Below are 22,694 nucleotides of genomic sequence, written 5' to 3' on the forward strand. Positions count from 1 at the left end.
GCCCAATTGCCTACGCGAGCACATGACTTAGCTCGCACTTTTGAAATTATACTACAAAGCACTAGAGCAAGGCCCCGCGTGCCCTGAGCGGTTGTTTTATCACCTAACGGTGGTAATAAAACAACAAAAATAACCCACCAAGCCTGTGAAAACCTTTCCATGTGGTAATTTTACAACACATTTGAAACTGATAACCTTTTCATGCTTGTTAATTAAGTTATTTGTTATTTTTTAACTGCTCTCTTAAGTTAGGCGGCACACCTACAATCGTCAATGTATCGGTTGATTCATCGTAAAAAACGCGATCACCTAACAATTTTTGTTCGAAACTTACAGAAACACCTTTACCTTGGCCAAAGCATTTAGCCAATTTCTTAAGCGCTGTACGATCGGCAGGGAATTGATCCTCCAAAGGGTAGTTTTCGGCGGCAAACTGGTAAAAGTCTACGGTGTCTTCGGCAGTGGGCAGGGCTTTAGCTAACTCCCCTACTACGATTTCTTCACCATCTTTAAGTTGCTGTTCACAATAAGATTTTACTTCACCTTTATAAGCAAGCTTTTCTTCTTTATCTAATTGGGTCGCTTGGCAGTAGTCGTCAACGGCTTGCATTAAGACCGCATTTTGCACCTTTACGTCTAAACCATCATCGCAACCCAAGAATTCCACAAAGAAATCAGAAATTTTTCGTCCAGCCCTTCCCTTTACATAAGAAACATAACGTTGAGACTCAGGATTACGCTGCATATCGGTAATATCAATGCGCGCCGCTAACTGCACAGAACTTGTTTCTAAATAGCGACTAGCGGTTAGCTCTAAGCTGTCATCAACTGCAGGAGAGATCTTATTCTCTAACAACATGATTAACAGGTATTCACCCGCTACATGCTCGTAGTTGGCCAGTAGCAATACCCCTTGCTCGATAAACTCATACTTTTTGAGCTCCTCTACTAATACTGTGCCGCTATCTACACTGTAGCGGTGAAAATCGATTTCTTCACTTAGTAAAGCATCTAACTGAAGCTTAAAAGGACTATTGTTCTCTTCATTATAGAAACCAAAACCTTTGGCAGCTCGCCCACTGTAGTTGAGATGCAGGCCTTCTATAAGACTAAGCGCTTCTTCGCTATGAGCCATCTCTTCGCTCCTAGCTTGCAGAGCAATAGTGCCGTCTTCAGTCAGTTCTAGCGAATGTAAAATAAGGTGTTTTAGGGAAATGCTCATAGTCTCTTACTGTTAGTGTTTGCTGACAAGGTGGGTTATTATACGCGTCTTTACCAGCAAATTTGCAGAGAAGTAATGGCAATAGTTTCAAAATATTCCACAGAGCAAGTGGAACAATTACTTAATGACGTACTCAAAGTAGTCGATAATCATAATGTAACTACCGATTTAGCCCTTATGGTACTCGGTAATGCTACCACCTGTTTGATCAATCAACGGGTTGCGCCAGAGCAACGTAAAAAGCTAAGCGAAGGATTTGCAAAAGCCCTTCAAAGCTCAATTGACGAAAAATAAGAATAAAGCAAAGGACCGTAAAGCCCGCAATGGTAAATAGCTCAAAACAGTACCGTGACAAAGTGTCTCAGTTAATTAGCTGGGGGCATTGGTTTTGTTTATCTAACATTATTTTGGCCTTAATTGTTGGCTTACGCTATTTAGTGTTAGCTGCGCCGCCAGAAACGTTTTTGGGGCAAAGCTATTTATTAGTAAGCTGGTTAGGGCAGTTTTCATTTATCGCCTTTGTGATTTTCCTACTCACCTTATTCCCTCTTAGCTTTGTTATCCCTAGCAATCGGTCAATGCGATTTGTGGGTGCTTTATTTGCTACCGTGGGGATCAGCTTACTTATTGTAGATACCGAAGTATTTGCTACGTTTAACCTTCACCTTAACCCTGAGTTGTTAAAGCTGCTCTTAGATGAAGACCAAAATAGCCAAGCAAATACACTTAATTTACTGTTTGTTTCAGTCCCTTTTATCTTCTTGCTGGAATTGTGGCTAGCCCGTTTGTGTTGGAAATATTTACGCCGATTAGAACACAAACGCTTGGGTGTGCCGCTAGCGGCAATTCTATTTGTTTGTTTTGTATTAACCCACTTTGTGCATGCTTGGGCCGATGCAACCAACTACCGAACAATTACCCAGCAAAAGAATAACTACCCCTTATTCTATCCGTTAACTGCCCGTAGCTTCTTACAAGAACAAGGTATATTTGATGTTGATGCTTATTATCAAGGCATTAAAGCTCAAGAGAAAAAGCAACAAGGCAACATGCGATACCCGATATCGCCTATCAAGTATGGCCATGTAGAACAACGCTATAATTTGATGCTAGTGGTTGTAGAAGGTTTACGCTGGGACATGCTGACAAAAGAAGCAATGCCCCACAGCTGGCGACAAGCTAAAAATTCTAGCCAATTCTTCAGTCATTTTAGTGGTAGTAATAAATCACCAGAAGGTATGCTAAGCCTGCTTTATGGCTTACCCACTAGCTATTGGCCAAGTATAAAAGCAGGCCGACAAAGCCCAGTTTTAGTCTCTGCTCTGCAAGACAATAACTACCAAATAGAGTTGTTTAGCAGTAAAGGATTAAACACCCCGGAAATCGCAGGCTCAAGCTTTAGTGCTCTTAAAAATCTTGATATGACCAAGTGGCCTGGTGGTGCGGCAGGCGATGAGCAAGCGCTGCAAAAGTGGTTAATGTGGCAACACAGTCAATATTCTCAGCTACCTTGGTTCAACTTTTTGTATCTAAATGGCGTAGCAGCATACGATAACGCTAGTGGCGAAAGTATGGAAAAAGTGACGCCGGAGTTAATCAAGCAGCATTATTTCGAAGCCGCTCAAAACGTAGATAAACAACTTAAAAAAGTCTACCAAGAGCTCGCTAATACGGGTCAGATAGAAAATACTATCTTAGTGGTAACGTCCGACTACGGAAACGAGCTAGACGATAACAACAGCAACTATTGGGGTAATGCCAGTAACTTTAGTCGCTACCAAACTCAGGTTCCTTTGTTTATATCTTGGCCAGATCGTCTCCCCACGCTTATGCACGACGAGACGAGCCATAACGACATTATTCCTACTATTTTGGAAGGGATGTTAGGTGTTACATCAAATAGTGCCGACTATAGCAATGGACAAAATATCTATTCCAAACGTAAGCGAGATTGGTTATTAATCGGTAACCAAGAACAGCAAGCCGTATTACAGGGTAATCAAATTACCTTATTTAACCAATCTGGCAGCTACCAGGTACTTGATCGTGACTTAAACCCTAGTAATGCCCGAGTCTCTGTGCCAATGCTAGTACAAGTCTTAAACGACTTAAAACGTTTTTATCAGCCAGAACAGTAATTTGTACAATCGCTGAGCACTTAAGCGTATAAACACTAGCCGTGTATTGACACTAAGCGGTTTGATAAGTAAATTCAGATTCAATTCGGAACGTAGCGCAGCTTGGTAGCGCACCGTCATGGGGTGTCGGGGGTCGGAGGTTCAAATCCTCTCGTTCCGACCATATATAAGCCCGTAGCTCGATGAGCTACGGGCTTTTTTGTTGATGAGTTCCAACATTTGTTCTCTTATATATTCCAGCAATAGCTATACCGAATAGCTACACCCTTAATACCATCAGTACACTCAGTACTTTTGTAAACACATTCCGCTTTCAAACAATGAAGCAGAAGCCTCTTAACTGTAAGCTCTCATCATCATAAATGGTAAAGACAATCAGCCATGTAAAGTGGCTGCAAATACAACCATATCGATAGGTTTTGGAGGTATTAGCATGGCCATAATCACTAAAGGGGGTTGAGAAGCTTTCTCCAAAACCGCAGAAAACAAACGTAGCTTAATTATTGGCGTAAGAATGGAAACGGCATTAACCTAAATGAATCCATTACAGTCAAAGTAGCTGCAGCCCTCCCCTTACTAAGCCCAGTGATGATGCAATACTTGAAAAGCGCCGTTAAAACGGCAGTAAAGATAAACAACAATTTAATTAAGTCATAATTCCCGAAGAGGGGTGTTCTGAAGGGTTACACACTTTCAAATTGCTAGCTGAGCTCAACACCTAAACTAAACGCTAAAACTTCTAGGCGAATTTAGGTGTTTTTTCAGCGAGGAATACGCCGACTACAGTCAACATCACGGTAGTGTCCTATCACTACTTTAAGCGCTGGCGAATTTCAGATAATGCCGGGTCACCAGGCGTCATCACCTCTAGCTTAGCTAGCTGTTTTTTTGCTTGTTCTAAATTACCACTGGCTTCCAAGGCTAGTAAATACACATAGGCGAAACGGTGATTATCGGGCTCTAAGCCTGCCGCTTTTTGTAAGGCTTGCAGCGCCTTAGCCCACTGTCTTTTTACCACATAAATTAAGCCAAGGTTATGTAAAGCCATTGGATGATTGGACTCTACCTTCAAAATTTCTTGTAGCAACACTTGGGCTTTTTCTAGCTGATTACTCTCCCGGTACACACTAGCTAAATTTAACTTGGCAGGCAAAAAGCTAGGTTGAAGATCAATCGCATTTAAATACTGGATGCTTGCTTGTTCAAGATCCCCAACTTTGTAAGCTAAATCAGCTAAAGCGAGTTGCGCTGAAAGTAAGTCTTGTTGCCCTTGATAAGTCAGCACAGCTTCCATTAAAGCATCTTGCATGGGCTGTTGAGCCTTTTCAGGCAATGCTTGCCTAAATGCAGGAGCTAATAGTCGAATAGCTTGTAGTCGAACATTTTTATGTTCGTCATAAAGTAAACCAAAACCTATTTGTAGCTGCATGGCGTAAGGCGCTGATTCAAGGGCATTTAATACGCCTAATTTAACGACACTTTGCGGGCTATTAGCAGCCGAGTTTAGCAGCTCAAGATTACTGCTAATATTTACATCTAGATGATTAAGCAATACCGCTCGGCGCATTGCAGGTTGTTCTTCATCTAATATCAATGAAGCAATTTGCTGTTGGCCAAGTGTTGGGTCTTGCGAGTTTAGGTATAAAGCAGTGCCTATATCATCATAAGCACCAAATACTTTGGCTTTTTTATGTTCCAGTTGCTGTTGAGACCACTCGGTATTTTTATCTTGATGACAATTTAAGCACACGTCTGGCGAAGCTAAGGCTTCGCTTACCCATGGGTTGGGAATCCGGTAACTATGGTCTCTTCTATCATCCACCCCCATGTAACGCTGCGAAGGCATGTGACAATCGATACACAGGGCCCCCTCAGAACCCGCGTCATGCAAAGTATGCTCAGGAGTATCGAATTGGTTAGATAAATGGCACTGGGCACACAAACTATTATCCGCGCTTAGCACTTTGCCACTATGTGGCTCATGGCAGTTACTACATACCACCCCTGCCGCGGCCATTTTACTTTGGCTGTAAGAGCCATAAACATAGACTTCATCAAGTATTTGGCCATCAGCATGGTACAGATCAGGTACTGCCAGCCTAGGAATATAATGTTGCGAGAAATTGTGCGGTCCTGCCCCGTCAGTAAGCGCCGTTCGCCGACTATGGCATGCAGCACATTGATCTACTTGGCCATGGTCTAAAGATACAAGTCCATTGTCTAAACGCTCGGCGCTAGCTTGCTCTGGCTTGAATATCCAATTGCTGCGTTTGAGCAAGGTTTTGTCAAAACCTGAGTTAGCGCTTGGTTCATCGGTATTCTCAGCGTTATCAGCACTTTTTAAGGCTACATGTTTAGCTGCTGCACCATGGCAAGCTTCACAACTAACATTGACTTCGCTCCAAGTGGTGTCATATTCATCTTTTGCGGCATCGTAGCCACGTTTTAGATCTGTAGAGTGGCATTCGGCACAGCGTGCGTTCCAGTTATTAAATTGGCTCTTCCAATAAAACGGGGTATCAGAAGTATGGGTTTGCTGATAAAGGCTATACCAACGTTGCCCTCCCTGTGCTTTAGTTCTTGAATCCCAAGCCACAGTATAAGCTTGTAAACGGCCACTACCGATATCAACCAAAATCTGTTGCAGTGGCGTGTAGCCAAAAACATAAGGCACTGAGTAACGCTTGCCTACTTCGTCGGTTTTTCCTGTCTCTATATAGAAACCTTGCTCGTCCCGAAAAAACTTTGTCCAGCCGTCATTTGTCTCAAATCTCACATTATCAAAATTGCCCAATACTGTTTCATCGGTAGCAAGTTGCATCGCTTTTGCGTGATGAGAAGGCAACCAGTTTTCCACTTCTGTTTTATGGCAAGCAGCACAACTTTGATTACCTACGTATTCCTGGGCTAGCACAATAGGACTGATAAGAATGAAGAAAAATTTAAAACATTGCTTTAGAAAACACATGGAAATCTCAATGGGCAATACAATCAATCGGGGCTTAATACAATTAGTCTAACAACAAAAAAACGTTAAAAAAGGGCGAGTTGCGCCCTTTTTTGATATTAATATAAATTATTTAGACGCAGGCTGTTGTAATTTCTCCATCACTTGGGAGACATTAAAACTTGCTGCTTTTTGACGAGGTGGAAACTCTTCAAAGCTAGCTAGGTACTTAGCAACATAAGTTTGCGCCGGTACCAGCAAATACACTCGATCAATCACCCAATCCCAATAGGTATTAGATGTCCGATCTGCGGTTTCATAAGGGTCCATTCTTAAATTAAAGATTTTAGGCACCCTCAGCTCAACAAAAGGTTCAGCCCAAATCTGCAAAGTGCCTTGAGCTCGCTGCTCCATAAAGACTATCTTCCAATTTTTATAACGGAGTCCTGTGAGATCACCATCGTCAGAGAAATAGAACATTTCATCACGCGGCCCTACTTCCTCTTTCCCCATCAAATATGGGAGGAAGTTATAACCATCTAAGTGATTTTTGAAATCTTTACCATTGGCACTGTGGCCTTTGAGCAGTTTGTCTTTTACTTTGTCATCTCCGGCAATTGCAGCAAAGGTTGGCAACCAGTCCATGTGGTGCATGATTTGATTTGATACCTCACCAGCCTTAATTTTACCCGGCCAACGTACCATAGCAGGCACGCGGTAAGCCCCTTCCCAGTTGGTATTTTTTTCACCGCGGAACGGCGTTAAACCAGCGTCAGGCCAGCTATTCATATGTGGGCCATTATCGGTAGAGTAAAACACAATGGTGTTGTCCTTTATGCCTAAATCATCCACTTTTTTAAGCAATAAACCTACGTGCCGGTCATGTTCTAGCATACCGTCTGCATAATTACTCACCCCAGAGCTGCCTTGTAAATCAGGCTTTATATGAGTACGAAAATGCATTCGAGTACCATTCCACCATACAAAAAATGGCTTATCCGCTTTTACGGTTTTCTCCATAAATGCCATAGCAGCTTCTACCGTTTCGTCGTCGATAGTTTCCATGCGCTTTCTGGTTAATGGCCCGGTGTCTTCAATTTTTCCGTCGGCAGACGACTTAATCACACCGCGAGGACCAAATTTTTTGCGGAACTCAGGATCCTTTGGATAATCGACATTCTCAGGTTCTTCTTCCGCATTTAAGTGGTACAAATTACCTAGAAATTCATCAAAGCCGTGAGCCGTTGGTAAAAACTCATCTTTATCACCTAAGTGATTTTTACCAAACTGTCCGGTCGCATAACCCATTGGTTTTAGTACTTCAGCGATGGTGATATCTTCGGCTCGTAAACCTAAATCTGCGCCTGGGAACCCTACTTTGCTTAGGCCGGTGCGCAACACACTCTGACCGGTAATAAAGGTAGAGCGCCCCGCAGTACAAGATTGCTCGGCATAATAGTCGGTAAACATCATGCCTTCTTTGGCAATGCTGTCGATATTGGCGGTTTTGTAACCCATCAAGCCAAAGGTATAAGCACTGACGTTAGATTGGCCAATGTCGTCTCCCCAAATCACCAAGATATTGGGTTTTTCTGCAGCCATTAAGCTGGCTGACGCCAAACCTAGTGCCCCAGCAGACAATAAAGTCATACTATCTTTTAAAAGTTTAAGCATCTGCTAAACGCTCCCTGTTAGAAAAGTCACTAAAAGCGTAGCAGCAGTCTGGAAACTTTGAAGCGTCAAAATCATTTTAATAATTAAAAGCAATCAGTTCCCTGTACCATTGGCGCCCAATAGCGCAGAGCAAACAGTTAATCCTATTGAAGGAGCCGACGAGCTGCCTTATTTTGAGACTATTTAGGATATTTATTGGCGTATTTAAAGATTTACTTCCATAGTCCTGTTGTTTGATTTTTTCTGCATATTTTGACGATTCAGGGATGGAATACGATGAACAACATTAAGTTAACCATGCTGCCGCTATTTTTTATCTTGTGCTTTATAGGTAAAGGAATAGCCGAGACAAACCCTCCACTAGCCTCCTGGAACGAGGGTAAGGCTAAACAATCGGTTATTGCCTTTGTAGAAAATGTAGTAAGCACTGATTCAGCTGATTTTGTCCCGCCGTCAGAACGTATAGCGGTGTTTGATAACGATGGCACCTTGTGGGCTGAACAACCGGTGTATTTCCAGTTGTTTTTTGCCATCAATCGTATCAAAGCTTTAGCATCTGAGCACCCTGAATGGAAAACCAAAGAACCCTTCGCCTCTGTGTTAAAAGGCGATATGGAAAGTGTTTTGGCCGGTGGCGAACATGCTATTTTAGAGTTAGTTATGGCCAGCCATGCCGGGATGAGCACCAATGAGTTTGAAGTTATCGTTAACGCATGGCTAGCTGAAGCCATTCATCCAGATTCAGGCAGACCCTACACCGAAATGGTCTATCAACCGATGTTAGAACTGCTGCATTATCTTCGAGAAAACAACTTTAAAACATTCATTGTTTCCGGCGGTGGTATAGAATTTATGCGCCCTTGGACCGAGCAAGTTTATGGCATTCCACCTGAACAAGTGATCGGTAGCAGCATTCAAGTGGAATTTGAAATACAGGATGGCTCCCCTACTCTAATTCGTCAGCCAGAGCTGGATTTTTACGATGATAAAGAAGGAAAAGTGGTGGCCATTCATCAGCAAATAGGCCGCCGACCTATAGCAGCCTTTGGCAATTCAGATGGCGACTTACAAATGCTGCAATGGACAACGGCCGGCGATGGTGCAAGGTTTGCGTTATACGTCCACCATACCGATGACAAGCGTGAATGGGCCTATGATAGAGAGTCTAGTATTGGGCGTTTTGATAAGGGACTTGATGAGGCCAAAGAAAAAGGCTGGACAGTGGTAAACATGAAGCAGGATTGGAAAACAATTTTCCCCGCTAAAAAGTAGTTTGAATTTAGGCTTGGAAAGCAGTTTTAGTAACGGTGAGGTGAAGATTGAACCCTACTACTGCCTAGCTAAGCAAGTAGCTAATATGCAGTAGTAAGGTGGTCTTCGAATTACTTCTCTAGTTTAGTGAAGTAGTCGAAGATTACAGGTACGTCACTTTGACCAAGACCAGCATCAACAGCGGCTTGCAAGTTAGTAGAGGTACCTTGAGCAATAAGAGACTCGCTACCTAAGTCTTTAACCATCTCATTAAAGTAACCAAGATCTTTATTTGCGTTAGCAATTGAGAAACCTAGGTTAGGGTTGCTGTCTACAGCGTAGTTTTTACAAAAAGCCATAAACGGCGAGTTAGAAGGACCAGCCGACATAATGTCGAACAACTGTTGGCCATCAACACCCGCAAGTTTTGCTACAGCAAATGCTTGAGACATAGCAGTAACGGTAGTCATGCCCATGAAGTTGTTGATTAGCTTAGTAGTATGACCCGCACCAAGTTTACCTAGGTGGAACACATTCTCACCTTGCTCTTCTAGAACAGGTTTTACTTTATCAAAAGTCGCTTGGTCACCAGCAGCCATGATGTTTAACAAACCATCTTTAGCGTGAGCAGGAGTACGGCCTAAAGGCGCATCGATCATGCCTGCGCCTTTCTCGGCAAGAGCGGCGCCAATTTTGATAGTAGAAGCAGGGATAGACGTACCGAAGTCAACTAATACTGCACCTTCTTTAATACCAGCTAATACGCCATCTTCGCCGTAAACAATTTTTTCAACAACAGCTGAAGTTGTAAGACAAAACTGAACGATGTCACTTGCAGCAGCTAATTCTTTAGCCGACGTAAATGCAGTAGCATTACCACGATCGATAACGCGAGCAACGGCGTCAGCGCTAAGATCCATAACGTTTACTTGATAACCACGTTTTTGTAGGTTCTCAACCATGTTGCCGCCCATAAGGCCAAGACCGATGAAACCGATGACAGGTTTTGTCATTTCAAACTCCTAAAATAATCAATTGTATTACAATAAGACCATGATATACCCACGTATCAATTTAGGCAATCATTAACAAGCTTTTCTGTTAAAAGTGATAACTAGGCTATAAAAACTAAATTATTACTCAAGAAAAGTACCGATAGTGGCTAGCAAGCTATAGTTCTAGCTAGTTTATCTGCTAAGTACTGCGCCTTTATTTGCCACTCATTAAGCTTAAATCTTCATTAATATGACTTATCATCTACAGCCGAAAGCTTCTTAATGTGAAGCAGAGCTACAACAAGGCACTTACCAGTGCTAGCAATCAAATCACTGTTTATACCCCACACTTTCATTTGTCGAAGTAACCAATGTCACTTGTAGACTTCAGGTGTGCTCAAGAACATCTTTTTAGATAAAGCGCTAAAAAGAACGATGGTGAACACATAAAACTGATCATTGTTGGCTAAATAACCCGCCACTCCCCCATCTTAAATTTCAGCGATAAAGGCCGTTTAATGTCAGTCTTTACAGTATGTAGACAACAAATTCATATTTTCCCCTGCCTTGTAATAACAAGTTGATTCAAATCATGGTTGCCAAGCTAAATAATAATTATTATCATCCTCATATCGCCAAATGATAATGATTCCCATTTTCATATGAGAGAAATCTATGACGCTAATGAAACTGCTTACTCTTGCTACATGCTTCGCGAGTGCCTTAATAACCAGCCCAGCTACATTGGCTAACGACTCAACATTAACCTTTGCTAATTACCGTGATATTCGCGATTTGAACCCTCATCTTTATGGAGGGGAAATTTTTGCTCAAAACCTACTATTTGAAGGTCTGATTCATTTAGGTGAAAACGGCAAGCTTGAGCCATGGCTAGCAACTAATTGGTCGGTTTCTGAAGACGGTAAGCTATATACATTCACACTACGTGAAGGTGTAACTTTCTCTGATGGTTCACCATTTAATGCCGAAGTCGTAAAGCAAAACTTTGATGCCCTGCTAGACAATGGTAATCGCCATACTTGGCTTGAGTCGATTCGCTTGATGTTAGAAGTAGAAGAAACTGGCAAGCAGAGCGTTCGAGTTGTAGATAACCATACCATTGAGGTGGAGTTTGCTAATTCATACTACCCATTCTTGGTAGAGTTAGGTGTAACTAGGCCGTTTCGCTTTTTATCACCTAAATGTTTTAAAGAGGGAACCACCAAAGACGGCACTCTTTGTTATGTAGGAACCGGGAGTTATCAATTAAGTAGCAACACTGTTGACCAACAAGCTAGCTTTGAACAATACGCTAACTACTGGGGGGAAAAGCCACAAATAGAAAAGATAGTTGCTAAGGTTATCCCTGATAACCAAGCGAGACTGTTAGCTCTGCGCAGTGGCGATGTAGATATGGTGTATGGTTTACAACTGATAACCGCACGCGCATTTAAACAGTTTGAAACTGATCCTCGCTTTAACACGATTCTGTCTGAGCCAGTATCTACTCGAATGCTGATCTTGAATTCAAAAAGCGACAACCTAAATGACACCAGAGTACGTCAAGCCTTAAGCCACCTCACCAATAAAGCGGTTATTGCCGAGCGCATTTTGTTGGGCCTAGAGAAACCAGCAGACACCTTGCTGGCTCGCAATGTACCTTACGCCGACATTGAGCTAACACCTTACCAATACAATGTTGAAACAGCTGAGCAATTGCTTAATGCTGCCGGTTGGACATTAGATGGAAAGGTGCGCAAGAAAGACGGAAAGCCCTTTGAGATCACCTTGTCTTACGACAGTGACAAGGTAGTTGAGCGCACCATTGCCCAGTACTTACAAAGTGAATGGTCGAAGCTGGGGCTAACCTTAAATCTTGTAGGTGAAGAAGAACAAGCCCACCGCGACCGCTTAAAGCACGGCGAATTTGACCTTTCATTCAATATTTCTTGGGGTACTCCTTATGATCCTCAATCATTTTTGGGTGGCATGCGTAAACCCGTTTATGGCGATTACGCTGCGCAGCAAGGCATTCCTGAAAAAGCTCAGTTAGACCAGCATATATTGGATGCCCTAGAAGCCACCAACGAACAAGAACGCCAAGCTCACTACAGCTATGTATTAGAAACGCTGCACAATCAAGCCATCTATATACCGCTAACCTATGAGCAAAACCGTGCAATTTTCAATAAAAAACTCGAAGGCGTAGGTTTTAATCCTTCTCAATTCGAAATTCCGCTGCAGCGTATGTCTATTAAATAACACGCTACTGTTGCTGTAATAAGCTGGCGCTCAGAGATGAGCGTCAGTTTTTCTATTTTTGGTAAAAATTAATAATGGCAAAATACATCTTTAAGCGAATGCTTGGCGCCTGCATCACCTTACTGCTGGTGTCTTTCATCGCCTTTACCATGGTTAACTTAATTCCGGCAGATCCTGCCGAAGTCGCCTTAAGGGTAAACGACACAACACCCAGCGAAGAAGCCATTGAAGAGATCCGTATAAAGCTGGGCTTAGACCAACCTTTTTTGGTGCGTTATACCCACTGGCTAAGTGCTTCGCTACAAGGCGATTTTGGCACCTCGTTTACTAACGCTAATCGCTCTGTATTTGGCGAACTAGCGAGGAGCTTTCCTTACACTTTAACCTTGGCTGGCATCTCATTAGTTCTGCTCATTGCAGTGAGTATTCCTCTAGGCGTATTGAGTGCGGTGTACAAAGACCATTGGCTAGACAAAATCGTTCGAACCTTTATTTTTGCTAGTACCGCCATGCCCAATTTCTGGTTAGCCTTTATTCTGATTTGGTTTTTCTCTATCAAATTGTATTGGCTACCAAGCAGCGGCGCAACCAGTTGGAGCCACTACGCATTGCCCTCAATTACACTTTGTATGGCATACATTGCCACGTATATACGTTTAATTCGCAACTCAATGCTCGACACCATGCAAGATAATTACGTAAGTTATGCTCGGGCTAGAGGCTTATCTGAATACCAAGTTATCTGGAAGCACTTACTCAAAAACTCATTACAAACCTCAATGACAGCATTGGGTATTGGTGTGGTTCGCTTAATTGCCGGCACAGTGGTTATTGAAAGTATTTTTGCCATTCCTGGGCTTGGCCGGCTAGCGCTATCGGCAATTTTTAATCGCGATTACCCGGTGATTCAAGCTTACATTTTGGTGATGGGTTGCTTGTTTGTTCTGTCGAACTTGATTATTGATATCCTGCAAACGGTGATCGATCCACGCCTTAAATCAGAAGGCGAATACCAATGACCCAGCGCCTACTCAATAATAAAACCGCACTAATTTGTTTAATCCTATTGTCCATTATTTGTTTAATGGGGGCTTTTGCACCGTTTTTAGCGCCTCACGACCCAAACTTAGCCGACGTGATTAACACCTTATTACCCATGTCTGGAGAGTATCCTTTAGGCACTGATTATCTGGGAAGGTGTATCTACTCTCGACTACTGTTTGGTGTCCGCACTACCCTCTACTATTCGCTCATCACGATGGTGATTACCGCAGCGGTAGGCGCGTTAATTGGCATTATTTCGGGTTATTTACGAGGCAAGGTGGATGCCTTAATTATGCGTGCCTGCGAAGTCATGCTGTCGTTTCCTTATGAAATCATTGTTCTAAGTATTGTTGGCATTCTAGGGCCGGGGATCGGCAACATTATTTTGGCCAATTTCATCGCAAAAATAGCCTGGTACGTGCGTATTGTGCGTGGCTCGGTGATTTCGTTTAATCACAAAAACTACATGTTGTACTCGAAAACAGTGAAGTCTCCGCAGCGCTTTATCTTTGCTAAACACCTGGCGCCAAATATCACCGCTGAAGTGATCATTTTAGCCACACTTGATTTAGGTTGGATTATCTTAAGTATCTCTACCCTGTCGTTTCTTGGCCTTGGGGTACAGCCGCCAACGGCGGAATGGGGAGCCATGCTAAACGATGCCAAAGAAGTCCTGTTTTCCAACCCAGAACAAATGATAGTACCGGGATTAGCCATTATGGTTGTAGTGGCTTGCTGCAATTTGTTAGGCGATGCCTTACGCGATGTGCTTGACCCAAGAACGGAGCATAAACAATGCTAGAGGTTAGAGAGCTAAACGTATCGGTAGCAACAGGAAACACCCAATCTCATTTAGTTAGTGACGTGAGCTTTACTCTTAAAGAAGACCAATGCTTAGGCATATTAGGAGAATCTGGCAGCGGTAAAAGCGTCAGCTGCTCCGCAATTAACGGCTTACTTGGCGAGCAATTTAGCGTGAGTGGGCAAGCCATATTTGACGGTGAAAACTTGTTAACAATGCCGAGTAAACAGCGCCAAGACATGCGTGGACAGCAAATAGCCATGATAATGCAAAGCCCAATGACGGCGTTTAACCCGCTGTTTACCATAGGCAACCAAGCAGTTGAAACCATCAAGCAACATCAGCCTCATTCAACACCTGATGCTAAAAAGCTTTTTTGCGAGATACTCAGCAAAGTAAACCTTAAAAATCCGCAATATCTGTTAAGCAAATACCCTCATGAATTAAGCGGAGGCATGCTGCAGCGCATCATGGTGGCTTTAGCCTTAGTACTAAAACCAAAGCTAATTATTGCAGATGAACCCACCACTGCCATTGACTATATTAGCCAGCGCGAAGTCATCAATGAGCTACAAATGGTGAGAGAACGCTTTGGTACGAGCATTATTTTTGTTAGTCACGATCTCAGTTTGGTATCGCACATCGCCGATTCAGTGTTAGTCATGCATCAAGGAAAAATGGTTGATTACGGTAGCACTCAGCAAGTGTTTAACGCGCCTTCCAGCCAGCATACCCGTTACCTGATAGATACCAGACTGAAGTTAATCAATCGTTTTAAACACGTTATGGGAGGCGTATAAATGCTGCTTGAACTTAAAGACATTACTAAGTCTTTTGCTAAAGACGACAGCTGGTTTTTTAAACGCTACCAAGATGTTTTAAAAGGTGTCTCTCTTAGTTTAAATAAAGGTGAATGCATAGGCATTGTAGGGGAATCTGGCAGCGGTAAAAGTACCTTAGGCAAAGTTATTTTGGGCTTAGAAACACAAGATAGTGGTTCGGTCACATTCAGCAATGAAATCTCTCAGTTGCCTCGGCACAAAGCCGTTAGCGTAGTGTTTCAAGATTACAATACCTCGGTCAATCCACGACTTAACATTGCCCAAATTATTGCCGAACCACTGATCAATGAAGGCCTTGAGAAATCACAATTAAAAGCGCAAATCAGTAAACTGCTGATTGAAGTAGGCCTTGAAGACAGTATGCGAGCAAGGTATCCGCACCAATTAAGTGGTGGGCAGTTACAGCGAGTTTGCATTGCTCGCGCCATCGCAGCCAATCCTAGATTTATTTTGCTCGACGAAGCTGTCAGCTCGCTGGATGTCTCTATTCAAGTGCAAATCTTGGACTTACTGCTTGAACTGAAGCAATCACGCAACATTGCTTACTTGTTCATCACACATGATATCGCTGTGGCGAGTTACCTGTGTGACCGCTTGATGTTTTTTAAAGACGGTAAAATTGTAGAGCAAGTGAACGATATTGCAGCCCTGCCATTGGTGACTAACGAGTATACAAAAAACTTATTAAATGCCGCCAGTTACCTAGAAATCCCCTTTGATATTAATGATGTAGATAAATGACCTTAAGCCATAACGATTATTACAAAATCGCCATACCTTTTATTATTGCCACCCTAAGTCAACCCCTTTTAGGGGCTGTTGACACAGCAGTAATTGGCCAACTAGGAGTAACCGAGTTAATTGGCGGCGTAGCCATTGGTACAGTAATTATGAATACCCTATATTGGCTATTTGGCTTTTTTAGGGTGAGTACTACCGGCCAAAGTGCCATTGCTATGGGGAAAAATAGCGATCAAGACCGCGCAAGTAGTTTAATTAGGCCCCTGATGCTTTCAGGGTGTGTAGGGCTCTTATTTGTTGCCACTCAAAGTTTCATTTGGCAAGGTGCACTGGCGGTAATAGAACCCCAACCTGATGTTGCTGTTCACGCTAAAAGTTACTTCGATATACTCATTTGGGGCGCACCGCTCGTGCTTCTCAATTACACCATTATTGGTTGGTTGATGGGTCAAGCCAAAGTAAAAGAAACCCTGTTTACTCAAGTATTTGGCAACGTACTTAACATCATCCTTGATGCGGTGTTTGTATTAGGTTTTGATCTTGGGGTAGTAGGTGTTGCCTACGCCAGTTTAATCGCCCAAGCCGCAACTTTTGCGATAGGTTTTATATTGGTGATCAAGAGCAGTCATTTCTCACTTCTCCAATACATTGGCTATATGCGAATGAGTAAGCAAGATCTCGCCACCATTATCTCCTCCAATACCGATTTAATGCTAAGAACAATATGTATTTTGGTGTTCTTCAACGTAATGGCAAGAAGCGGCTCTAAGCTAGGCGCAGAGGTACTCGCCACCAACGCAATTATGATGCAGGTAACATTTTTAGTCAGTTATATGTTCGATGGTATTGCCAATGCGTCTAGTGTATTTGCCGGTAAAGCTGTTGGCCAAAAGAACCCTGCCCTGCTTAAACGCACCTTAAGCTTAAACTGGCAATGGACCAGCATTTTTGTTGCACTGTTAACCGCGCTAATCGCCTTAACCCAGCATGACTTAGTGTTAATCTTCACGCAAATTCCCGAGTTAGTCACGCTGTATCAGGACATGTCGGCTTGGCTGTTAGTATTTCCACTAGTTGCCGGCTACGGACTAACTATTTACGGTATTTTTACCGGCACTGGTACCACAAAACCGGTGAGAAATTCGAGCGTATTTACTTTAATTGTCTTTTTGCTGGTGGTGCACTTTGCATTAGAACCATGGGGGAATAGCGGCTTATGGTTCGCTTTTATCATGTTCTATGTAGGTCGCTTTGTGTTTCTGTACCCTTACCTTTCTGATGTGAAGAAAAAATGCCTTTGACTAAGTTAAACGCGTAAATCGAAAAACAATAAGGGTAAGCTGAGCTTGCCCTTATTGTTTACGTTAGCTTTGATGAAGATTAAGCAAATTTGAGTTTATAAACCTATCTGTTTGGCTTCTCATCGTTGATCTTACTAACGGCATGCTCCAATCTTCCTTTTAACAACATAAAGGGTTAGATATTGGCTTGCCAATCTCCGGCAAAGGACGCTCTTCGCTATCTCCGTAACCAATTTTAAACCGTACTCGGTTAACACAAATCTTTTCAATTTCTGGTTTAAACAAATCAAATAGCTCGAAACGAGGCTTTAGCTCAGGGTGGCTGGCTTGATAATCGCAGATTTCTTCAGCTAACCAGCGATAAAACTGCTGCTCAGACACCGCAATTCGTTGTAGTTTGGGAGAAACAAAACGTAACACCGTAACAAAGTGCCCTGTCACTAAATCATGAATTAAATAGTGAGCTGGTAAGCGCGTTAAGGTATCTGCCACCTCTTTATCTAAACTTTCTAGCTCAGGGAATGCTTGATCAATCAAGCGTAAATCACCATGAAAGTCCTTAATGGTACAGCCAGCAGGCTGATGATTTTCCAATACTAGGGTAATGTTTTGCCCATGCGCCACTAGAGCAACACCATATCGACACATTAAGTGATACAGCGGCACCACTACATGTTTAAACAGTTTTCTTAACCAAGCTTCAGCGCTAATTTCAGACAGACTAATTAAAGCCACAATGGCAGCTTCGCCGTTGCTATCTTCTTGCATAAGGGTTGCCATCGACATGACTCGCTGATGTTTGGGGATTAGTGATTCAGCACGTTCTCGCCAAATGCACCCTAGCATTTCGTTATAACGATAAGCACCAGCAGCTATTTTTTGCTGCTGGGGATGGGCACAAAACACGCCAGCTACCTCTTGTTGAACATGTAGCCCTCGTTCCCTAAATAAGGGATCTTGCACAGCTAAGTTCGCCAACCAACTGGATAACCGCGGCCCTTGCGCAATAAACTGTCCCGGGATCCCACGAAAACAAGATGTATTGAGAATGGTTAATGCTGTTTTCAGATCATAAGGCTGCGCTTGGTCAGCAGAGCTTAAGGTTCTAATTGATTGCTGTGCCAACCAATCACCTGTGATGCAGCCTAAATAAATCGCTTCTCCCTGCGCTAAATATTGGGCGTACTGAATTTGAATAAAACGCTCATATTGCCAGGGGTGAACGGCAAAAATGTAAAAACCATCCTGCCAATTACTAGGCAATGGTTTCACTAAGGCTGCTAATGCTGCCTCGCCTAAGGTGTCGCGGAGTAAAGTGGATTGTTCTAAGCCTTGCTTAAACCCTACCTTACACAGTTCTTTTTTAATCGCTAGATAGCTAAGTTGAATGCCTTTGGCTGATTCTGGCGCATATTTAGCTAGCTCATCGCTTCCCCACCCCAAGCGTCCTTTATTGGCGATGGCTTTAGGATGGGCATCTAAATACGCTTGGCGAGACGCTTCGTCTAACAATACCAAATCTGTTGCGTTGACATTTTGTTGCTGTTTCCAGCGAACCGTATCGCTATACAAGGTCTGTTGAATCTCCTCCAGCAGGCCTGCCAAATTAATATCGTTAATGCCGATTAATACTTGAATGTCGAGCAGTAATTCGGCTGCTAAAGGTACACATTGGTCATTCACTTCAATGCTTCTTGGGTCTATAAGCAACATGCCCCAAATAGTTTTCTTCGCTTTAAAAGCCCAGCGTTGTTGGGCACCCACAAGCAAATAAGAGCGCGACAGGTGAGGTCCGCCGTCATGCTCATGTTCATAGTCAGTCTCAAACTGAAGCCGTTCTTCGAAATGCAGCTCACTTAGAATTTTTGCTACTAAATTTACGTTTGCGGCATGCCAATGCGCTTCGTTAAACATCACTTCTCCTAATCCTTTGTAAAAGCAGATTTATTTTTTATTGCTATTTTTGTTATGAAGATATTGACATAGGCCACAAAAATACACAATGATAATGCAAACTATTATCATTTGTATTTGAGTTGTATTTTGCTGTATCGCGGCTTGTTAGTTCTTCTAGGTCTTAACCAAACACTGGTGCTGGCGTTTTTGCCGGAGCTTTCGCTGTTGCTAGGTTTTAGCCATTCAGAAAAAGACCTAGGCTTCGTTGCCTTAGTGCTAAACATAAACCTAATTAGCTATTGGTTTGGCGTTACATTTTGGGGAAGTAAGCTCAGTAAACTTGGTTTGTGGCGTAGCACTGTTTTAGCGATTAGCGGTTTTTTACTCGCAAACTTGGTGTTTTGCCTCACCCTGTTTGTTAGTGAATCACCATCGCTTTTATTAGTGTCTGCCAGCCGCTTACTGCTAGGTCTGTTTAGCAGCGCATTTATCATTCTAGCGCACAGCTACCTAGCAATAATTAACAACAGCAATGTTGGACAACTGGCTAAAACCAGCGGCTCAATTACTATTGGCAGACTACTAGGCCCCTGCATCGCCCTACTGCCTTTGGTAGGCCTTTGGGTCTTGAGCGCTCCAGTGTTGTTTGCCTTAATAGCGCTGATTTACTGCCTGGTAGCGAAGTCAAGCTGGCCAGCTGAGATAGAGCAAAACAAACCTTTAGCTACACCGTCCTCCCTCTCTGAGTATCTGCCATTCAAATACATCTTACTGCTGGCTGTATTCACCACTTCACTGGTTAGTATGGTGCAATATTTGATACTGCCACTACTGATTGGTTTTGGTTATCAAGGCGCCCAAGCAACCAAAATTTACGCCTCATTACTGCTTTATTTAAGTGTAATCATCATCGTGTATCAGTTTGTGTTGCTCCCTTTGTTTGCTCGCAGCCAAGCTCGCTTACCCGCAGTATTAGTCGGGTCGCTACTCGTCGGAGTCCTGCTACTCAGCGTACCTCTCTCAAACTGGTCATTTGTATTGTTGGCTTTAGCGGTAATGGCATTTGCTATTTCAGGCTTACCCAGCTGGTACAGCCAACAGGCCTATTTAAACAATCCCACGCTGTCGTTTAGAGCAAAACGAAGTGCCTTTTTAGCAAGAGCGCATACCGCCGGTTACTTAATAGGTACAGCGGTAGCTAGCGCTAGCTTAATGCTGGGTATTCCCCTACTCACTCCTATTTGGGTCTTTAGTTTGGCGATGGTCGCGCTGGTGTTGGTCGTCAACCAGCATGCGCGATTACAGCCAGCCCCAAATTAATAATAATCACTACGGTTCAAGGAAGATAATGAACAAACTTAGCACTTTAAACACAACACTAACGCCCATAGCTTTGGTGTTATTTGCTGGCTTTAGCTACGCCAACACTACTTTAGATACGGTAGTGGTTACAGCAAACCGGGTAGATACCACTATTTCAGATATTGCCGCCACTATGTGGGTAATAGACCCAGAACAAATCGAACGTGAAATTAACACCGGTGCAGATTTAAAAACGGCACTAGGCCGTTTAATCCCTAGTTTTGATTTTGGTAATGAAGGTCGGACTAACTTTGGCCAAAACCTTCGTGGTCGTTCGGCCTTAGTAATGATTGATGGCGTATCGTTAAACTCTACTCGCGCTATTAGCCGCCAGCTAGACAGTATTAATCCTTTCAACATTGCCCATGTTGAAGTGTTATCTGGCGCTACCTCTATTTATGGTGCTGGCGCGGCGGGCGGCATCATTAACATCATCACCAAAAAGGCCACCGCAAACGAGACCAAGGTAGAACTAAAAGTAGGTGCTTCTTCTGGTTTTAACAGCAGTGAAGATCTTAATAAGAATGTCGCGTTAGCGGTATCTGGTGGCAGTGACAAACTACGTGGCCGCTTATCTGCCGCCTATGAAGGTCGCGGCGCAGCTTATGATGCCGATGGGCAAATGATTTTGCCTGATATCACCCAAACCGATTTACAGTTTAATCAAAGTATCGACATTATGGGTAATGTTGAATTTGAACCTACCAATGAGCAACTCTTATCGCTAACGGGGCAATATTACAACAGCGAGCAGGATACCGAATACGGTACTTATCTAGGACCTAACTTAGCGGGTATTTTTGGCGCACCTGAACTCATTAGCATTCAAAAGAGCCTGCAATTAGAAGAGCAACCAGCCACCGAGCGCGTATTGGTAAACGCTCAATATCGTCATGACAACTTGCTAAACCAAACCATGTTAGCACAGGCCTATTACCGTAGTGAGTCGATGCAGTTTTACCCTTTCCCATCAATTTATCGTGTAACAGGGTCTCCGCTTCCCGGCAATAGCTACCCGCTATACGGCGCATCGTTACAAGAAACCGATGTATTTGGCGGCAAAATTCTTTTCATTAAGAACATAGATAGCTTAGAAATAAATTACGGTATAGATGCCGAATCAGAATCGTTTTCTGCCAAGCAAAAAGTCTACGACACCAATACCGCCCTATCCTCTGGCGGCATGAACTTTAAACAAGTGCAAACCCTGCAACGCTACCCAGATATTGATACCCAAAAGCTGTCAGCTTTTGGTCAAGCCAACTGGGAGATAAACCAAGATTGGGCGATATCTGGTGGCTTGCGCTACCAATACATTGAACACGAAGTCGGCGACAACGTTGGTGTATTGCAGCAGCACCTTGCTGGCATTGGTGCTTATGGTGGTGCTTCGCCAGATGCCATTGAAGGCGGCAAAACAGACTACAGCGAATTGCTGTTCAACCTAGGTGCTATTTACCGAATTACCGAGCAACAACAATTGTGGGCCAACTTTAGCCAAGGTTTTAACCTACCCGACCCCGCCAAATATTACGGTAACGGCACTTACAATGGCACTTATGGAGATGGCCCAACCTTAGTAGACAGCATTAACGTTGCCGACAATCGCTTGGAAGGAGTAAAAACTAACTCGCTAGAGTTTGGTTGGCGAATTGCACAAGCCGATTACGACGTTCAATTAGCCGCCTATTACTCGCTATCAGATAAAACCACCTCCTACGACCGAAGCAATTTAGCAGTAGTGGTGAATGACGATGAACGCCGAATTTATGGCTTAGAAGGACAAGCCAATTATTCGTTTACCGAAGACTGGTACGGTGGCGTTCAAGCCCATCTAATTAAAAGCCAAACTAAATCCGATGGTTCTTGGTCTGCGTTAGCGGCAGAAGAAACTAGCCCCTCAAATGCGGTGCTACGGGGTGGCTACGACAATTTGAACTACGGCGCCGAACTGCAATGGCAAACATTGGCTGACTACAGTGACGACAATGGCGGCGAGCTTAAGGGCTATTCACTGGCTAACCTCAGCGCCTACTACGCACTGCCAATTGGCCGAGTTAACTTCGGTATTCAAAACCTGTTCAACAAAGATTATGAAACCCTGTGGTCGCAACGTGCGCAGATCCTTTATAGCAGCATATCAGCCCCTGAATTGTTTAGCTTTAAAGGCCAAGGCCGAACCTACGCACTTAGCTACAACGCTGAATTTTAGAGGAT

Annotated in this window: 16 protein-coding genes and 1 tRNA gene; 12 read left to right on the top strand and 5 right to left on the bottom strand. The window is 43.3% G+C overall.

Annotated features, from left to right (window positions below; translation table 11 throughout):
- Positions 1–217 precede the first annotated feature (217 nt).
- Positions 218–1,222 (bottom strand): nucleoid-associated protein YejK, encoded by a 1,005-nt coding sequence (gene yejK, locus FFR00_RS08895; protein WP_137673037.1) that lies wholly within the window; start codon positions 1,220–1,222, stop codon positions 218–220.
- Positions 1,223–1,297: 75 nt separating this feature from the next.
- Between yejK and FFR00_RS08900 the strand changes: the two genes are divergently transcribed.
- From FFR00_RS08900 to FFR00_RS08910, 3 genes are all read left to right on the top strand, one after another.
- Entirely contained in the window at positions 1,298–1,516 is a 219-nt protein-coding gene (locus FFR00_RS08900; protein WP_137673038.1) for a DUF1414 domain-containing protein, read from the top strand.
- 29 nt (positions 1,517–1,545) lie between these two features.
- Entirely contained in the window at positions 1,546–3,360 is a 1,815-nt protein-coding gene (locus FFR00_RS08905) for a DUF3413 domain-containing protein (protein ID WP_137673039.1), read from the top strand.
- A gap of 86 nt (positions 3,361–3,446) precedes the next feature.
- Positions 3,447–3,523 (top strand) — tRNA-Pro (locus FFR00_RS08910).
- A gap of 648 nt (positions 3,524–4,171) precedes the next feature.
- Here the strand turns inward: FFR00_RS08910 and FFR00_RS08915 are convergent.
- Positions 4,172–6,328 (bottom strand): ammonia-forming cytochrome c nitrite reductase subunit c552, encoded by a 2,157-nt coding sequence (locus FFR00_RS08915; RefSeq protein ID WP_137673040.1) that lies wholly within the window; start codon positions 6,326–6,328, stop codon positions 4,172–4,174.
- A gap of 108 nt (positions 6,329–6,436) precedes the next feature.
- Complete coding sequence (locus FFR00_RS08920) at positions 6,437–7,981, bottom strand: arylsulfatase (protein WP_137673041.1); 1,545 nt, start codon at positions 7,979–7,981, stop codon at positions 6,437–6,439.
- Between the two features lie 276 nt (positions 7,982–8,257).
- On the opposite strand from FFR00_RS08920, the gene FFR00_RS08925 reads away from it, so the two are divergent.
- The gene (locus tag FFR00_RS08925) at positions 8,258–9,253 is read left to right on the top strand and encodes an HAD family phosphatase (RefSeq protein ID WP_137673042.1); all 996 of its coding nucleotides are present in this window, start codon (positions 8,258–8,260) and stop codon (positions 9,251–9,253) included.
- Between the two features lie 110 nt (positions 9,254–9,363).
- On the opposite strand, the gene FFR00_RS08930 is transcribed toward FFR00_RS08925, so the two are convergent.
- On the bottom strand, positions 9,364–10,245 hold the full coding sequence (locus FFR00_RS08930) for an NAD(P)-dependent oxidoreductase (RefSeq protein ID WP_137673043.1): 882 nt from the start codon (positions 10,243–10,245) through the stop codon (positions 9,364–9,366).
- A 657-nt stretch (positions 10,246–10,902) separates the two neighbouring features.
- Between FFR00_RS08930 and nikA the strand changes: the two genes are divergently transcribed.
- From nikA to FFR00_RS08960, 6 genes are all read left to right on the top strand, one after another.
- Positions 10,903–12,489, top strand: a complete 1,587-nt coding sequence (nikA, locus tag FFR00_RS08935) for a nickel ABC transporter substrate-binding protein (RefSeq protein WP_137673044.1) — start codon at positions 10,903–10,905, stop codon at positions 12,487–12,489.
- Between the two features lie 74 nt (positions 12,490–12,563).
- Positions 12,564–13,508 (top strand): nickel/cobalt ABC transporter permease, encoded by a 945-nt coding sequence (opp1B, locus tag FFR00_RS08940; RefSeq protein WP_137673045.1) that lies wholly within the window; start codon positions 12,564–12,566, stop codon positions 13,506–13,508.
- Positions 13,505–14,335 carry a nickel/cobalt ABC transporter permease gene (opp1C, locus tag FFR00_RS08945; protein WP_137673046.1) on the top strand — a complete coding sequence of 277 codons (831 nt, stop codon included), beginning with the start codon at positions 13,505–13,507 and terminating at the stop codon, positions 14,333–14,335. Before opp1B ends, opp1C begins: the two co-directional genes overlap by 4 nt.
- Positions 14,329–15,135 carry an ABC transporter ATP-binding protein gene (locus FFR00_RS08950; protein WP_137673047.1) on the top strand — a complete coding sequence of 269 codons (807 nt, stop codon included), beginning with the start codon at positions 14,329–14,331 and terminating at the stop codon, positions 15,133–15,135. The genes opp1C and FFR00_RS08950 overlap by 7 nt, the downstream gene beginning before the upstream one ends.
- Entirely contained in the window at positions 15,136–15,918 is a 783-nt protein-coding gene (locus FFR00_RS08955) for an ABC transporter ATP-binding protein (protein WP_137673048.1), read from the top strand. It begins immediately after the preceding gene.
- On the top strand, positions 15,915–17,219 hold the full coding sequence (locus FFR00_RS08960; RefSeq protein WP_137673049.1) for an MATE family efflux transporter: 1,305 nt from the start codon (positions 15,915–15,917) through the stop codon (positions 17,217–17,219). Before FFR00_RS08955 ends, FFR00_RS08960 begins: the two co-directional genes overlap by 4 nt.
- Positions 17,220–17,378: 159 nt before the next feature.
- Here the strand turns inward: FFR00_RS08960 and FFR00_RS08965 are convergent, their stop codons facing one another.
- The gene (locus FFR00_RS08965; protein ID WP_137673050.1) at positions 17,379–19,133 is read right to left on the bottom strand and encodes an IucA/IucC family siderophore biosynthesis protein; all 1,755 of its coding nucleotides are present in this window, start codon (positions 19,131–19,133) and stop codon (positions 17,379–17,381) included.
- 144 nt (positions 19,134–19,277) lie between these two features.
- On the opposite strand from FFR00_RS08965, the gene FFR00_RS08970 reads away from it, so the two are divergent.
- Positions 19,278–20,435, top strand: a complete 1,158-nt coding sequence (locus FFR00_RS08970; protein ID WP_137673051.1) for a hypothetical protein — start codon at positions 19,278–19,280, stop codon at positions 20,433–20,435.
- Between the two features lie 28 nt (positions 20,436–20,463).
- Positions 20,464–22,689 carry a TonB-dependent receptor gene (locus tag FFR00_RS08975; protein WP_137673052.1) on the top strand — a complete coding sequence of 742 codons (2,226 nt, stop codon included), beginning with the start codon at positions 20,464–20,466 and terminating at the stop codon, positions 22,687–22,689.
- The last annotated feature ends 5 nt before the right edge of the window (positions 22,690–22,694 follow it).

Origin of the sequence: Agarivorans sp. Toyoura001 (genome assembly GCF_005405585.1) — a bacterium.
Classification (GTDB): Bacteria; Pseudomonadota; Gammaproteobacteria; order Enterobacterales; family Celerinatantimonadaceae; genus Agarivorans.

Bases quoted from the DNA above. Each gene is read 5' to 3' on its own strand.
- yejK (WP_137673037.1), bottom strand. From the start codon at position 1,222: ATGAGCATTTCCCTAAAACACCTTATTTTACATTCGCTAGAACTGACT.
- FFR00_RS08900 (WP_137673038.1), top strand. From the start codon at position 1,298: ATGGCAATAGTTTCAAAATATTCCACAGAGCAAGTGGAACAATTACTT.
- FFR00_RS08905 (WP_137673039.1), top strand. From the start codon at position 1,546: ATGGTAAATAGCTCAAAACAGTACCGTGACAAAGTGTCTCAGTTAATT.
- FFR00_RS08915 (WP_137673040.1), bottom strand. From the start codon at position 6,328: ATGTGTTTTCTAAAGCAATGTTTTAAATTTTTCTTCATTCTTATCAGT.
- FFR00_RS08920 (WP_137673041.1), bottom strand. From the start codon at position 7,981: ATGCTTAAACTTTTAAAAGATAGTATGACTTTATTGTCTGCTGGGGCA.
- FFR00_RS08925 (WP_137673042.1), top strand. From the start codon at position 8,258: ATGAACAACATTAAGTTAACCATGCTGCCGCTATTTTTTATCTTGTGC.
- FFR00_RS08930 (WP_137673043.1), bottom strand. From the start codon at position 10,245: ATGACAAAACCTGTCATCGGTTTCATCGGTCTTGGCCTTATGGGCGGC.
- nikA (WP_137673044.1), top strand. From the start codon at position 10,903: ATGACGCTAATGAAACTGCTTACTCTTGCTACATGCTTCGCGAGTGCC.
- opp1B (WP_137673045.1), top strand. From the start codon at position 12,564: ATGGCAAAATACATCTTTAAGCGAATGCTTGGCGCCTGCATCACCTTA.
- opp1C (WP_137673046.1), top strand. From the start codon at position 13,505: ATGACCCAGCGCCTACTCAATAATAAAACCGCACTAATTTGTTTAATC.
- FFR00_RS08950 (WP_137673047.1), top strand. From the start codon at position 14,329: ATGCTAGAGGTTAGAGAGCTAAACGTATCGGTAGCAACAGGAAACACC.
- FFR00_RS08955 (WP_137673048.1), top strand. From the start codon at position 15,136: ATGCTGCTTGAACTTAAAGACATTACTAAGTCTTTTGCTAAAGACGAC.
- FFR00_RS08960 (WP_137673049.1), top strand. From the start codon at position 15,915: ATGACCTTAAGCCATAACGATTATTACAAAATCGCCATACCTTTTATT.
- FFR00_RS08965 (WP_137673050.1), bottom strand. From the start codon at position 19,133: ATGTTTAACGAAGCGCATTGGCATGCCGCAAACGTAAATTTAGTAGCA.
- FFR00_RS08975 (WP_137673052.1), top strand. From the start codon at position 20,464: ATGAACAAACTTAGCACTTTAAACACAACACTAACGCCCATAGCTTTG.